The sequence below is a fragment of the Paenibacillus hodogayensis genome, from assembly GCF_039536325.1.
Lineage (GTDB): Bacteria > Bacillota > Bacilli > Paenibacillales > NBRC-103111 > Paenibacillus_AB > Paenibacillus_AB hodogayensis.
The window spans coordinates 1,393,466-1,407,195 of sequence record NZ_BAAAYO010000001.1; the positions used below are offsets into that span (position 1 = coordinate 1,393,466).

At 57.7% G+C, this 13,730-nt stretch carries 13 protein-coding genes; 3 read left to right on the forward strand and 10 right to left on the reverse strand.

What is annotated here, in order from left to right; all coding sequences use genetic code 11:
• Positions 1-58: 58 nt before the first annotated feature.
• The 3 genes from lplA to ABD796_RS05615 form a co-directional block, all read right to left on the reverse strand.
• On the reverse strand, positions 59-1,048 hold the full coding sequence (gene lplA, locus ABD796_RS05605; RefSeq protein ID WP_344904075.1) for a lipoate--protein ligase: 990 nt from the start codon (positions 1,046-1,048) through the stop codon (positions 59-61).
• Positions 1,049-1,191: 143 nt separating this feature from the next.
• Positions 1,192-2,562 (reverse strand): alpha-L-fucosidase, encoded by a 1,371-nt coding sequence (locus ABD796_RS05610; protein WP_344904080.1) that lies wholly within the window; start codon positions 2,560-2,562, stop codon positions 1,192-1,194.
• 107 nt (positions 2,563-2,669) lie between these two features.
• Entirely contained in the window at positions 2,670-3,530 is an 861-nt protein-coding gene (locus ABD796_RS05615; protein WP_344904254.1) for a helix-turn-helix domain-containing protein, read from the reverse strand.
• A 261-nt stretch (positions 3,531-3,791) separates the two neighbouring features.
• Here ABD796_RS05615 and ABD796_RS05620 point away from each other — a divergent pair, with 261 nt between their 5' ends.
• On the forward strand, positions 3,792-4,340 hold the full coding sequence (locus ABD796_RS05620; RefSeq protein ID WP_344904083.1) for a GNAT family N-acetyltransferase: 549 nt from the start codon (positions 3,792-3,794) through the stop codon (positions 4,338-4,340).
• A gap of 125 nt (positions 4,341-4,465) precedes the next feature.
• Here the strand turns inward: ABD796_RS05620 and ABD796_RS05625 are convergent, their stop codons facing one another.
• The 3 genes from ABD796_RS05625 to ABD796_RS05635 form a co-directional block, all read right to left on the reverse strand.
• A complete protein-coding gene (locus tag ABD796_RS05625; RefSeq protein WP_344904086.1) occupies positions 4,466-5,299 on the reverse strand; it encodes an AraC family transcriptional regulator in 834 nt (277 codons plus the stop codon).
• A gap of 287 nt (positions 5,300-5,586) precedes the next feature.
• Positions 5,587-5,937: a Rieske (2Fe-2S) protein gene (locus tag ABD796_RS05630; protein ID WP_344904089.1), complete on the reverse strand. Its 351-nt coding sequence runs from the start codon at positions 5,935-5,937 to the stop codon at positions 5,587-5,589.
• A complete protein-coding gene (locus ABD796_RS05635; RefSeq protein ID WP_344904092.1) occupies positions 5,934-7,070 on the reverse strand; it encodes an amidohydrolase family protein in 1,137 nt (378 codons plus the stop codon). The genes ABD796_RS05630 and ABD796_RS05635 overlap by 4 nt, the downstream gene beginning before the upstream one ends.
• A 428-nt stretch (positions 7,071-7,498) precedes the next feature.
• Here ABD796_RS05635 and ABD796_RS05640 point away from each other — a divergent pair, with 428 nt between their 5' ends.
• Positions 7,499-8,320 (forward strand): protein-glutamine gamma-glutamyltransferase, encoded by an 822-nt coding sequence (locus tag ABD796_RS05640; RefSeq protein WP_344904095.1) that lies wholly within the window; start codon positions 7,499-7,501, stop codon positions 8,318-8,320.
• A 100-nt stretch (positions 8,321-8,420) separates the two neighbouring features.
• On the opposite strand, the gene ABD796_RS05645 is transcribed toward ABD796_RS05640, so the two are convergent.
• Positions 8,421-8,933: a DUF6886 family protein gene (locus tag ABD796_RS05645; protein WP_344904098.1), complete on the reverse strand. Its 513-nt coding sequence runs from the start codon at positions 8,931-8,933 to the stop codon at positions 8,421-8,423.
• 73 nt (positions 8,934-9,006) lie between these two features.
• On the reverse strand, positions 9,007-10,008 hold the full coding sequence (locus ABD796_RS05650; protein WP_344904101.1) for a sugar phosphate isomerase/epimerase family protein: 1,002 nt from the start codon (positions 10,006-10,008) through the stop codon (positions 9,007-9,009).
• Positions 10,009-10,163: 155 nt separating this feature from the next.
• On the opposite strand from ABD796_RS05650, the gene ABD796_RS05655 reads away from it, so the two are divergent.
• Positions 10,164-10,739, forward strand: coding sequence for a hypothetical protein (locus ABD796_RS05655; RefSeq protein ID WP_344904104.1), 576 nt, complete (start codon positions 10,164-10,166; stop codon positions 10,737-10,739).
• Between the two features lie 293 nt (positions 10,740-11,032).
• Here the strand turns inward: ABD796_RS05655 and ABD796_RS05660 are convergent, their stop codons facing one another.
• Both ABD796_RS05660 and ABD796_RS05665 read right to left on the reverse strand, forming a co-directional pair.
• The gene (locus tag ABD796_RS05660; RefSeq protein ID WP_344904107.1) at positions 11,033-12,007 is read right to left on the reverse strand and encodes a stalk domain-containing protein; all 975 of its coding nucleotides are present in this window, start codon (positions 12,005-12,007) and stop codon (positions 11,033-11,035) included.
• A gap of 235 nt (positions 12,008-12,242) precedes the next feature.
• Positions 12,243-13,364: an SGNH/GDSL hydrolase family protein gene (locus ABD796_RS05665; protein ID WP_344904110.1), complete on the reverse strand. Its 1,122-nt coding sequence runs from the start codon at positions 13,362-13,364 to the stop codon at positions 12,243-12,245.
• Between the last annotated feature and the right edge of the window lie 366 nt (positions 13,365-13,730).

The window sequence follows — 13,730 nt, forward strand, 5'->3', positions numbered from 1 at the left end:
TTTCTTGGTACAGAAAGTTTAACAAGAGGCTGTCCCGTCGGGACAGCCTCTGTTCGCGTTAAAACATCAGCTCTAGCCATTGCTCCTGCGTCAGCCGCCCGAAGTAATGGGTCAAATCGATCTCCTTCAACAGCTCGCCGACCGCCGCCTCATCGTACCTGACGCCGACCAGCTTGTCCGCAAATTCGCTTGCCTCGCCTACACCGAAGAAGTCGCCGTAGATCGCCGCTCCGGCGATTTTGCCGCCCTCGACGTTGAGCCGGACGTCGAACGTGCCTACACCCTCGATCCGCTTCGTCTTCTGGACGTTGAACGACGGCGACTTGCCGTAATTCCAGTCCCAGCTCCGGTATCGCTCGTCGGCCAGTCGCCGCACTGCCTCCCAATCCGCTTCGGTCAGAGCAACTTGCGGCACGTCCTCGCCGCCGAAGATCGACTCCAGCAGCTTCCAGCGGAATGCGTCGACGGTAAGCGGCTCGCGCAAAAACTCGGAGATGTTCGCCACCCTGCTGCGGATCGACTTGACGCCCTTCGACTGGATTTTGGCCAGATTGACGTTCAGCGCTGACACGACATGGTCGATCTCCGAATCAAACATCAGCGTGCCATGGCTGAACATGCGGCCTTTGGTGGAGTATTGGGCGTTGCCGGATATTTTGCGCTCGCCGACCTGAACGTCGTTGCGTCCGGTAAGCTCCGCCTCCACGCCCAGCTGGCGCAGCGCCTGCACGACCGGCTCCGTAAATTTGCGGTAATTGTGAAAAGACTTGCCGTCGTCATTCGTAATAAAGCTGAAATTGAGGTTGCCCAGATCGTGGTATACCGCACCCCCGCCGGATAGACGGCGCACGACGTTAATACCGTTTTCCTTCACGTAATCGGCGTTGATCTCTTCCACCGTATTTTGATTTTTGCCGATAATGATCGACGGCTCGTTGATATAGAACAGCAAATAGTCCTCGTCCGAGGGCAAGTTCTTGAGCGCATATTCCTCCAACGCCAAATTCAGCGTCGGATCGGTTATGCCGCGGTTATCGATGAACTGCATGGCGTCGTCTCCTTGTTCCGCTAGCGTATCCGTCCGTCCGAAGACGGCCGTCATCACCAATATACCTTATCGGCGGAAGATGTTCCACCGGCGGAGCCGGCCCGGCAACTGGGAGCTTCCCTTCATGAGTCGATCGATCAAGTTTAAAGCCTCTCCGGTCCGCCGCCGACGAACACGGTCGTGCCGCGCGTTCTCGCCCATTCGGCAATCCGACGGGGATCGCCGGACCAGAGCCGCTGCTTGCCCCAAGCATTCGTCTCCGGCCTGCCCTCGCACTCGATCTTGATAACCGGGAACAGCGAGGTCGGCCGCTCCGCAGGCAAGCCGCGGATGAGCAAATCTTCGCCCTGCCGCTCGAAAGCAAGCGGCTGGCCTGTAGTCAGCAGCGTAACGCTGCGCACCGGAGACGTCAGATCGGCGAGCCTCAGCTCCGGCCGGCCGTCCCAGAAGCGGATGATCAAGTACAGACAGTTTCCTTTCATCGTCTGCCGTCCGCGGGTGACGAATTCGGTCAGCGATCCGCCGTCGGTATCGAAGACGGCTTCTCCATGAATGTCCAGCCAACGACCGATCTCCAGCGCCCGTTCCACGAATGGCGCAGGCAGTTGGCCATCCGGCTGCGGGCCGACATTGAGCAGCAGATTGCCTCCCCCTCCGTCGCCCGTTTCGGCGCACTCGCACAGCAAATCGAGCCATGCGTCGGCCGGCTTCCACCGCTCGCCGTAGGCATATCCCCACAGCCGCCACGTCGTGACCTGGCACGATTCCCACAGCCGGTCCGCTTCGGCGGCAATCCGATGCTCGGGCGTGCCGAAGTCGCCCATATCGGACCGCTCTCCGGCTCCTTCCCCGCCGTCGGCATGGCTTCCTTGACCCGGGTCGGCAGCGCCGAGCCGGTTGTTGATCAAGATGTGCGGCTGCAGCTGGCGCATGCGGCGGAGCAGCTCCGGGCTGCCCAGCTCGGTATAGCTGCGCGGCCATGCCCCGTCGAAGAAAAAGTGGTCGATCCGCCCGTATTTCGTCAGCAGCTCCTCGACCTGTCCGTGCATATAACGCCGCATCGCCTCCCAGCCCTCGGGGTCCCGATCCGGACCGTCGAAGAATGCCGGTACCCGCCAGTCGGCCCAGGAGTAATACAAGCCGATACGCAGCCCTTCCGCGCGGAACGCGTCGACAAACTCCTGTACAAAGTCCCGGCCCGGCGCCTGCCTGGCGCTGGAATAGTCGGTATACTGCGTGTCCCACAGGCAGTAGCCGTCATGATGCCGGGTCGTAAAGCAGGCATATTTCATTCCCGCCTTCTTGATCACGTAAGCCCACTGCCGAGGATCGAATTGCTGCGGATTCCAGCGGCACGCCCGCTCCTCGTATTCCCGCTGATCCAGGTGTTCCCGGAACAGCGCCTGCTCGCCCCGGCCCAGCTCGGCATAAGGCCCCCAATGGAGAAATGCGCCGTAACGTCCTTTCGTAAACCATTCCCAATCGTGCGGAACGGATCGTCTTTGCGAACCCATCTGATGCTCCGCCTCCCTTCTCTATACAAGGTAGCGCATCCGCCGGCCGTTTCCTACAGGCCAGGCCGACCCCACATAGCACCAGAACGACTTCGCTCCGTTCCCTTCTATACGTAGCCCCTCCCCGCCAAACGGTAGCGAATCGGAGTCGTGCCGGTCATTTCCTTGAACAGCCGGACCAAATAATTGACGTCGAGAATGCCGATTCGCTCGCCGATCTCGGCCAGCGGCAGGTCGGTGCGATGCAGCAGCGATTTCGCTTCCTCGATGCGCAGGTGTTGGACGTATTTGACTGGCGTCATGCCGGTATATTTTTTAAAGCAGCGCGCTATATAGTCGTAATCGAAATGCAGCTCCCGCTCCATCTCCTTGGCGCGAAACGGCTCCCGCATCGTTTGCTTCAAATAATGGATCGCCCGTTCCGAGATTGCCCGGGTTTGCGGAGCAAGCTGGCGGCACAGCGAATATTGAAGCTGAGCGAGCAATTGCAGCATCAGAACATGAGCCTCCAGCGAGCGTTCCAGCGTCAGCATGCGCTGCTGCCGGACGAGCCGCTCGAGCAGCGGCTCGAACAGCTGGAAGTCGGTCGAGGCATACTTGGGTAAGATCATCACATGCTGCGGCGGAATCACATCCCGACTTGTCCCCGCCTGCAGCACCGTTTTCCATGCAATATCGCCGCTATCCACGATGCGTGCCGGAACGCTATGAACGAAATGAAGCCAATACATCTCGGTCTCTTCCCGGGAGGCTTCATGACCGTAATGCAGCAAGCCCGGCTCCAGCACGAGCACTTCGCCCGGCTTGACTTCGTAAGGAACGCCGTTCTCGGTCATATAGAGCGCGCCGGTTTTGACAAACACGACGTCGTATACGTCAAATCGCCTCTCGAAATGCTTCGTCCCCGGCGGCCAGACCGTATGACCTGCCGTGACGTGCTGGGGCAGCGTTGTGATGGAAAGCTCCATACATTTCAAATGGCAGTCCCCCTATGCAGCCGGCATGCCCTTATTATATTTCATAGGTTGACATATGCAAATATGGCGAGAAGAGGGAACGGGCGATAGGTACGATGCGAAGCCGCCCGTTCGGCTGAGGTTTGGATGGGCGGTCGGGGCGAGGGGGGTATACCGGCGGCCTGCCGTCGCTCGGAGACAGGATTCGACCTCCGGGGCGATTGTGATTTCAAGAGCGCCGTCTGGTATGATAGAGCCGGAGGGATATTACCGATGGACTACCGCGTAACCGCCGAATGGAATGAGACGATCTGGCGCCTGGCCGAGCCGATTTACCGCCATGCGTTTCCCGAGCACGGCCGAAAACCCGAAGCCATTATACGGCGCATGTTCGAAAGAGGGCTGTGCCGCCTGCATACAGCAGCCGTAGACAACGAAACGATCGCTATGGCCCTTACCGGCATCGACGCCCGGGCTTCTGCGCTGCTGATCGACTATATCGCCGTCAAGCGGGAAGTCCAGAGCCGAGGCTATGGCCGCCTGTTCCTGGAACGCATCCGGACATGGGCGGAGACAAGCGCCAGGTGCAGAGGCATTATCGTCGAGGTCGAAGCCGATCCCTCGAACGAAAACCTCCGCCGTATCCGCTTCTGGGAGCAATGCGGATTCCGCCTCACCGACTATGTGCACCACTACATTTGGGTTCCCGAGCCGTACCGGGCCATGGCGCTAAGCTTCCGCCAGGACGATCCGCTCCCGGACGACGGAGAAACTTTGTTCCGCAGTATTACCCGGTTTCATCAGCAGGCTTACCGGAAATAAAGTGCCCGCTTCGCCGTTGCTTCAGCCGTGCGGGAGGTCCAGCCGATCACGCCGTGCCGCCATCGCCGCCATACTTTCGCCGCCGTGCAGTCATCGGTATGCTCTCGCCTGGGCACTGGCGCGCTCTACATCTGGCGGTATACGCTCGGTGCCAGACCGGTTTCTTTCTTGAACAGCCGCGCAAAATAAAACGAGTCGACAAAGCCCACCTGCAAAGCAACCTCCCGAATCGGCAGACGGGTTCCGCGGAGCAGCTGCCGTGCCGTATCCATGCGGATTTTAAGCAAATATTGCATTGGGCTGCGTCCGGTGTGCAGCTTGAAAAACGCGGAGAAGTACCCCGGAGACAGCGAGCATTCCCGGGCCAGCCGCTCCCGGCTAAGCGTCTCGTGCATATGCTGCTTCATGTAGGCGATGGTCCGGTTCAACGTCTCGTCGTCTCTGCCGTCTTTGCCGGACCTGCTTCTCAGAATCGCCGCGAACCGTTCCAGCAGCTGGAGAAATTCCAGCTTCGCCCGCCACTCGTAGCCGGCGTTCTTTTTATTCCATATGTCGAAAACGTTCTCGAACGACTCCAGCAGCCGCACGTCCCGATGCGTCTCCACGCTCACGGGAACGGGCAGCGGGCCGTTTACCCTTCCCTCCCAACGATCCTCATCCCGGACCCATCTTAGATGACCGTACCCGAAATGGACCGAATAAAAAGATAACGTATCCCGACTGTCGGTCGTAATGCGCAGCCGATTGCCGGGCCAGCATTGAAAGACCGTGCCCGGCACCAGTTGAGCGACCGTGTCGCCAAGCTCCAGCACGCCCTTCCCCTCGGTGACCAGAGCCAAAATGTGCCGCATCGACTGTTTGCGTACCAGCTCATAGTTGAATTCCCGCCAAAACGCCTCATCCCGCTTCACCACGTCGATAATCCCGGGGCTGAAAGAAAGCAAAAAGTCGTAATCCACCGGTTCCCTTCCCTCCGTGCGCACGAATGGACGATTCTCGCCGCAAACTTTGGCAAAGTCCCGGCCGCCCCGTACGATCCGTTTTGTTTCTATTGTACCAGACGACCTATAAGCGAAAAACCCTCCGTCGCCGCATCGATCACGGACTCGGGAAGGTTATGGCGCACGGTTTCGATTGTCGCCAGGTCCGCCAGTGTCGCCGGAAGACCGCTTCAAACTGTGGTTGTCTCATGCGAAACGAGGATTACCGGCGATGCCGCGGTCATTCTAAGCAAAATTGGCTGCTCTTACCGCATTAGCACATAGAGCTCGTCGCCATCCGTCTCGACAGGAAAGCCGCGCAGCTTCGCGTCTCCCCCCAGATGCCTGCCGTCCTTCAGATCGAATTCCCAGCCGTGCCAAGGACAGCGCACAATTTCGAGATGCTTGCCGTATTCGTATTCGTAGACGAGCGAAGGCAACCTCGTCCCGCATACCGGCCCCTCGCATACCGGAGCGGCGGCGTGCGGGCATACGTTGCGCCAGGCATAAAACTGTCCGTCCACGTGGAAAAGGCCGATCTCCATGCCCTTGACCTCGACGATCATCCGTCCCTTTGTCCGGACTTCCCCGGCCTTCGCCGCATAATAACGGTTCATCTTCCGTCGTCGCCTCCGTCCGTCTCCCGGCTGTCGTCGGACGAGGCGGCCGGTCCCGTCTCCGCTGCAATCTCGTGCAGCCCGTACAGCTTGCTTGCATTTCCGGCCATAATGCCCTCCCGCATCCGCTTCGGCAGCGCATTCAGCACCACCTTCGGATTGTCGAAATCCCAGTGGGGATAATCCGTCGAGAACATGACCGTATGCTCGGCGTCGCACATATCGAATATTTGCACGAGATGCTCCGGCTTCTCCGGTTCCTCGATCGGCTGCGTCGTCAGACGGATATGGGTTTTGATATATTCCGACGGCAGCCGTTTCAGCCAAGGAACCGTGTCGCGGAGCGCTTTGTAGTTTTTGTCCATCCGCCACATCAGGTGAGGCAGCCACGCGATGCCGCCCTCGATCGCCACGAACGTCAGCTTCGGAAATTTCTCGAATACGCCTTCGCACACCAGACTGTTAACATGCGTCATGTAGTTCGTCGGCAATATGTTGTGCCATTCCAAGTACCGGCTCGGATACCCGGAAGGCGTAGGTGGCCCTGCCGTACCTCTGCCCTCCGTGCCCGGATGCACGGCAATCGGCAGCCCGTTGCGCTCGCACGCCTCGTAGATCGGGTGATAGAATCGTTGCCCGTAAGGCATCCGCGCCCCGCTTGCCATAATGACCTGGACCATATCGGGATGGGATGCCCACCGGTCGATTTCCCCGGCTGCGTACGCCGGGTCCGAGGCGTTGATCAGGATCGATCCTTTGAAGCGCGGGCTTACCTTGAGCCAATGCTCCGCCAACCATTCGTTGTAGGCCGTCACGACGGCATTGGCATAATCCGGATCGACGTGCAGCGATATGCCGAGAACGCCCGAGCCGGTCAGGATGGAGTAATCGATTCCGTATTTATCCATATGGTGGCGGAGCAAATAGTGGGGATCGCTGCCCGGCTGACCGCCTTCGGGCGTTTGGGCGTCCTTGCGCATCACTCCGATGGGGGAATAGTAAGGACTCGCCACGCCGATGCCTTGACCGAGCCATTGGCTGTGCCAGACTTTCGGCAAATACGGGAGCAGGTCCTTCGGATGGCGAATCGCATTGTGCACGTCGGTGTCAATCCATTTGGGCGCACGGTTCATGGCGTTCTCTTCCTCTCTTCCTCTGCGTCAAGATACGTTGTCGTCATACCCGGGCAATCGCATAAAAAATCGGCGGCAAAGCGAGGCTGCGGTGACCTTTGCTCCTCCAATCGCACTTGAAATCGGATTCCCTGTTTGGGTGATAGCTGGCGGAATCCGATCTCAAAGGCGACCGCTTCGCTTTTGCGGACCCAAAGGCCCCCCTCCGCCTTCTCTGCATAGCCGGACTATGTCAAACACGATTGCCCTGTCGTCATACCTTGATTATAAAATCGCATTGCCGGATAAGGAATGGAGGTTCAACCGGGAAATCTGGATTATTGGCAGATGTTGCGCGAGGCCCCGGCGTTCTATTTTCCGCCCCCAACCGCATACAATAGCCGGAATACCGCCATTGGCGACTCTAATACCAAATGGGGAGTGGAGCGATGATTACGGTAGGGCAAGGCGCCATTCGCCCGGATTTGCTATCCGGAACGGAAAGGGTCATCTATGAGCAGAAGATGGGCAGCTCCACGCCGTTTCATTACGAGACGGCCGACGAGCTGCTGTTTGAGCTGAAGCTGAGGGCGGCCACCGTAGCCGCGGCGATCGCGCTGGAGCACAGCGAAGTGGCGTTCGCCACGTTCAAGAAATCCCGCGCCAACAACAACTATTGGAGACGCACGAACGAGGGAGGCTTCGAATTGCGCAAACGGGCCAGCCCCTCTGCCGCGATACGGGACATTTATGCGAACGGAGGGGAATACGGGTTCGAATGCGCGACGGCGATCGTCATCGTCCTGTACAAGGCCGTGCTCGATACGATCGGCGACGAGACGTTCGACCGGCTGTTCGGCAACCTGTACCTGTACTCGTGGGAGCACGATTCGGATATGCCGCTTGTGACCGAGGACGGCAAGCGGGAGACGTTCCCCGGGGACGTTCTGTATTACATCAATCCGGACTACAATCCGGAGACGCCTCAGTGGCAAGGCGAAAATGTCGTAAAGCTGACGGGGGATATGCTGTTCGGGCACGGCATCGGCATCAAAAACGAGCGGGGAATTATCGACGAGCTGAACGAAAATCGCAGGCCCGGCAGCCAAATCTCCGCCCGCCTGTTCGAACGAACAACGCATCCGGACTACAGCGCGATTCTGCAAGAAACGCAGGTACGCTCTGGGACGTCGGGGCCGGCTTTCGCCAGGTCGTGGCCGGCGGGCGCCATCGCCGGGCGAATCGGCAGACGCACGCGCGTGTACGGTTGATCCGGGAGAATTGGCTAACGGGGCGGGCACTGCCGCCGGGGCTGTTGCCGCCGGGCCGGCTCTCGCGCGACCGGCTCGCTTATTCGCTCCATGCGGCAGACTACGGCTTAGCGGCGTTGCGGAAGCGGATGATGGAGAAATCCAGCGTGGAGGCGATGACCCGATCGCGAAGCGGGTGCAGGGAAGGCGTGAAGCGAAGCTCCACCCGCTCCACGAGCAGCAAAGCGAGCAGATCGCCGACCGGCTCGACACGAAGAGGCTTCACAACGTCGGTCGAGACGTAGTAGCCGGCGGATCCGTCAAGCATCCGGAAACCGGCGGCGGGAAACGCGTACCGGTACAGCTTCGTTTGACGAATGCGGTCGAGCCAGCCGTTTTCCACGGCAACGACCTTGCCGGCGGCCGAATGCGACAGGAAGGCCAGCTCGTCCTGTCGGGTCGTCCGCTCGTTTTTCCAATAAATGACTCTCGGACAATCTCTGGGGAAATAATAGTGCGGACTCCGTTCCCTGTCGAGTGCGAACACGACCGGCGGCAGCTCCGGGAACGCCGGGGCCTGCCGGGGCCGGAAAACCTCAATATCCGGCTCCTCGCTAAAATGAAAAAGCTCCATCCGCTCACCTCCATTCAATCGGTTACCCCTACCGTAAAGGAGCGATGGGCCGAATGCAAAGGAAAGAACGGGTTTATCGGTTTTCGGCTGCATGAGCTTCGCCCGTTAAGCCGCAAACCGCCGCCGCCCTTCTGTAAATCTCGGCCAGCTCGTCCGTCCCGACCCGATCGGCGTCGTGCTCGAAGGTCAGATGAAACCGCGAATTCCGCGCCGCAACGAACGCCAGGTAAGCGTAGGCCTCTCCATATGTCGCGTCTCCGTCCTGCCCTTTCCGAACAGGCAAATGGTGAACAAACGTCTCGTCCGCGTAATGGACATTGCTGTAATGGACTACATATACGGAAGAAGCGGTCCGCTCCAGCCAAGCGAACGGATCGAAGTCGTGAAACGCTTTCGCCGCAATGTCCAGACGGGCGGTATCGACGACCAGCCCGATACTCGGGTGATTCTCGAACGCCTCCGCGACCCAATCCCCATAGTCGCCGAAGAAGTCGTGCTCCAGCACGATGCGCTGGTCATACCGGCGCTGCAATTGCTCCAGTTCGGCAAACAGTCGCTCCGAAAGCGAGCGAAACCGGTCTATCGGGAGCCGATCATAGCCGTATCGAGCCGCCGCATCCGGCATACGGGCAAACCTGCGGCGAAGGGGCGGCTGAAATACCGGCAAATACGGATAATGAAACAGAATGTAGTCGGCCCCGTATCTGGAAGCCAGCTCGGTTTCCGCCTCGACGCGGCGCAGCGCTTCGCCCCGTTCCGCCGCATCGGGCGACAGAAGCAGCGGCAGCTCATAGCCTCGTCCGCTTAGGATCGGACCGTGAACGCCGAATTGCAGACCATGACGGTCACAAAACGTACGAGCCTTCTCCAGTTCCGCCTCGTCCTGGTACCCGCTAATTTCCAAGCCGTTCAGCATCCCGAGGCTGTATCGTTCCCACCTCGCCGGGTCGCATTGATGCCACATGCCCAACTGCAATCGTCTCATTGCCGTCTCCTCCCTTTCCTCCGCTCGGTTTACGATCGTGACGCCGCCGTCTCCGCTCTCCGTCTTCTTCACGCTGCGAATGGGGTTCAAGCTTTGCCGACCGTGCCTTTTTTGCGCTCGCCTTTATGTTTCGCTTGCGGCCCTGCCAACTCCTTCTTTGTCGTTCCCCCTTGCCAATCCCGTGCCGCAGGTTGAACGGCGCGCCGAAGCGTCATACTATGAAGAAGAACAGGAGGGAGTTAAGTATGGATCGCACGCCGATGCAAACGGATCTCGGCCACGGAGCCGAGTCGGAAACCACGAAAGGAACGCTGTTCATCTACGACAGCTTCGAGCTGACCGAGGAAGGGGAGGCGAGCGCAGACGGCGGCCTGGACGTCGCCGCGCTGCAAATGTTGACGAAATGGGCGGAGCAACGATGGATGACGCGCGCCGTGCTTTACGTTCCTCACGAGGAGACGTTGAAGCGAATGGGCGTCCACTATCCGTCCCCTTTGTACAAGCGCGAGAAGCACCTGAAAGAAACAGTCGAACGGCTGGACGCTGCGGTACCGTTCTCCATAGACGGCTGGGAGCACAAGCGCAAAAAGTATACGCCGATTGACGTGGCGCTTCGCTATATGCACGAACGGTACGCTTCCCCGTACTTTATAGGCATGAGCGCGGCCTATGCCAATCGGTTCGCCTCCTATCAAGGATTCGAAGACTGGATTCGCCGGCTTCGGCTTGTCGTGGTAGAGGAAGCGAGACCCTTCGACGCGCACCCGCTGCTGCGCAAGCATGAGAACCGCTGGCACCTTCTGCGGCGAAGCGAGAGATAAGCGGCCTGCACGAAAGCGGTCATGCCGGGACGGTACGGCTTTAGCTCCAATCCCAAGGCATCCGTACCGGATCGCCGATTCGCTCGTACCGAAACAGCCGCTTGGCGGTAGCAGACACAGCGGCTGTCCGCTCCGAGTAGCTTGTCGACGATCGACATGACGATCGGATGGGCGATGACGCGATTATGTTGGAAAGTCGGCAATCCGTTCGAATGAAGCAGAGCGCATATGAACGAACAAATCGTGTATCCCGCTAGTACCCGATGGCTGGCTTCGTTTGCGGTTCATCTTCCTTACCGCTCAACTTGTACGATAAAGACATAGCTTGCATCTCCACTAACATATTTTTCGGAAATCTTCCATTGGGCAAATATTTGATATACATAAACTCCTTCTTCCGATGGAAAGGAAAAGACATTATCTATGAGCGGTTCCCTTGCGGTCTCCACTTGCTGCCCGTTTTCAATACGATACCTGGTAACCGTTACCGCAGCAGGCTTTGGCGTATAATCAAATTCGACTGTAACGCTATCACCAGGCAGTACTTGCACCGGCTTTTGGTTTTCAACTCGTCTCACCGGGCCAGGGTAGTCGGCACATCCAATCCAACAATACGAAGATAGTAACGGCGATAGGTTTGCATTGCTTTTGATGTACGGAACGGGGGGGAGGCTTCCTTTAATGGGAGTCTCATCGAAATAGCCGACTTTAAGTTCTATGCGAGCATAATGAGTCAAATCCCCGTTGCCCCTGGTCTGAAATGGGTGGATCCCCCCCATTTGATTTGGGCGGTCCAATAATACCCCGTAATCGGCCTGGCCTATTTCCATCCCGGATTGGTTATAGAAATGTAACGTAAAGAAACAGTAGCGTGGATTTTTTTGGGTTTCCAGATTTTCATCGACTAGCAGCTGGCCCTGTATACTGGTCTCACCGCCTTTCTGATTAAGGACCAAATTGCCGACACTTATACTCGGAAAAAGGGGATCTTTTATAACGATCCGATTCGTCGAGAACAGGACAGAAACCGTTTCACTGGCAGCATTGTAACCAATAGAGGCCCCTATTGATTCTGCGAAAAAGCGAATCGGCATATACAAATGGCCATCGTAATTAAAAGCTGCATATTCCTGGCCCATCGATATTGTCTTGCCGTTAACTACGAAATTGATCGATTGTTTAATCACTTCCAATTTGTTAGATGCTACGGCAACGGATGAAAGGGAAAGCAGTATTCCGAGTACCAATCCCAAAACAAACTTTTTCATTACTCATACAACCCCCTCTATTATTAGTTCGATGTAATGACAAACCGGAGCCCTGTGAATAACTCATTTGCAGCCCTGCCACGCCAACTGACGATAAGCGCGCATGCAGCTGTCGATTGCATGGCCTCCCCCATTGCTTACTTTCGACAAATTGGAAATAAATCCCTTTAAAAAGCAAAAAGAGGGTTCCGCTCGATCCGGAACACCCTCTCGTTATAGCCTTCATTGGATTTCGTTACTCCAGCTCGTTCTTTAAAAGCGCCTTGAATACCGGCTCCAGCGTATCGGCCATCCGCAGGAAACCGAGATCCGTCGGGTGCACCCCGTCGACCGTACATTCGTTGTAGCTGTCCGTCCCGAGCAGTACGGTGCCGTCGAAGAAATGAATGTTCGTATCGCCTTTGCTGCGGCAGGCCTCTACCGCTTCCATCTCCACCCGTTTCATGTCCAGCCGTCTTTGCAGCAATTGCGGATCGAATCGCTCGCGGGCGTACTGAATTTTCGATACGACCAGAATAGGCGTATCCGGATGCGCTTCCCGGCAAATGCGGATAAATTCCGGCAGCGTCCGCTCCATCATCTCGACGTCGACAGCGTTGGCTTCATAATCGAGCACGATCAGCGCCGGATCGGCGATTTCGCTTACCACATGGGCCACCTCGGACTCGCCGCGGCCGTTGCCGGAGAAGCCCAGATTGATGAATTCCAGCGGAATGCGGCGGCTCAAAATGTTCGTGTACGCCATGCCGGGACGGGTTGCACAGCCTCCCTGCGTGATCGACGTTCCGTAGACGACTACCTTCTTGCCGCTCTTGTACGGCAGCGGCGGCTGCACCTCATAGCCCGGCTCGATGCCGATCCATACGTTCTTGACTCCCTGATATAACGGGAAGTTGAGCGTAATATGCCGATCCGCAGCCTCGTATTCGTACAGCACCGACTCGTACGTCTCCAGCGTATGGTCATACCGGATCGTGCCGCAGTACTGCTGATCGCCCGCTTCGCCCAAGTACAGGTCGAACCCGCATTGCCCGGTCGCCGGCATATGGTACATGCTGGCCTTGCCGCCCAGTTCCACCCGGATCGCCAGCTTGGGCGAGTCGGTGCGGAACATGATTTGTCCGCCCGCCGTCGAATTGGCCAGCGCGTCCACCGCCGGCGGCAAGGGATGGCTCGGCTTGGCCGGCAGTCTCCGGTACAGGCCATCCTGCCCGAACCAGGCGAATCCGGACAAGCGGAAAGGCGCCTCCTTCGGCGACAGCCACTCCAGCCCGAGTCTCCCCGGCTGATCCAGTTTCATATTCGGGTCCAGCTTCTGCGCATCGACCCGGTTCGATTGCGTCGTTTGTTCCGCCATAGTATTGCGGCCTCCTTGAACGGTACATTGCCGTTATTGATCGCGTTCAATGCCGATTGTACCACAGCCTCCAGGCGGAATCGATTTCATTTTTTGCTGTTATTTTGGCTCTACCTCAAAATCAGTGCTTGACGTGATGTGAAAGTCCAGAGAGCCTCTTCTTCCCTAACGTCTTATGAAGCATGGAGAGATTTGTACGATATTTCACATAAGTTGTCTCCAAAGCAATTCCAATTTATTGCCGTTGTGCGAAAAATCGTACAAAAAGCAAGACGCGGCATTCAAAAAGCGAAAATTTGTACGATATTGCGGTTAGCATAGAAAGTGGACACCGAATAAGGAACGTTAGATAATTAACGTAACGAA

Bases quoted from the DNA above. Each gene is read 5' to 3' on its own strand.
- lplA (WP_344904075.1), bottom strand. From the start codon at position 1,048: ATGCAGTTCATCGATAACCGCGGCATAACCGATCCGACGCTGAATTTG.
- ABD796_RS05610 (WP_344904080.1), bottom strand. From the start codon at position 2,562: ATGGGTTCGCAAAGACGATCCGTTCCGCACGATTGGGAATGGTTTACG.
- ABD796_RS05615 (WP_344904254.1), bottom strand. From the start codon at position 3,530: ATGGAGCTTTCCATCACAACGCTGCCCCAGCACGTCACGGCAGGTCAT.
- ABD796_RS05620 (WP_344904083.1), top strand. From the start codon at position 3,792: ATGGACTACCGCGTAACCGCCGAATGGAATGAGACGATCTGGCGCCTG.
- ABD796_RS05630 (WP_344904089.1), bottom strand. From the start codon at position 5,937: ATGAACCGTTATTATGCGGCGAAGGCCGGGGAAGTCCGGACAAAGGGA.
- ABD796_RS05635 (WP_344904092.1), bottom strand. From the start codon at position 7,070: ATGAACCGTGCGCCCAAATGGATTGACACCGACGTGCACAATGCGATT.
- ABD796_RS05640 (WP_344904095.1), top strand. From the start codon at position 7,499: ATGATTACGGTAGGGCAAGGCGCCATTCGCCCGGATTTGCTATCCGGA.
- ABD796_RS05645 (WP_344904098.1), bottom strand. From the start codon at position 8,933: ATGGAGCTTTTTCATTTTAGCGAGGAGCCGGATATTGAGGTTTTCCGG.
- ABD796_RS05655 (WP_344904104.1), top strand. From the start codon at position 10,164: ATGGATCGCACGCCGATGCAAACGGATCTCGGCCACGGAGCCGAGTCG.
- ABD796_RS05660 (WP_344904107.1), bottom strand. From the start codon at position 12,007: ATGAAAAAGTTTGTTTTGGGATTGGTACTCGGAATACTGCTTTCCCTT.
- ABD796_RS05665 (WP_344904110.1), bottom strand. From the start codon at position 13,364: ATGGCGGAACAAACGACGCAATCGAACCGGGTCGATGCGCAGAAGCTG.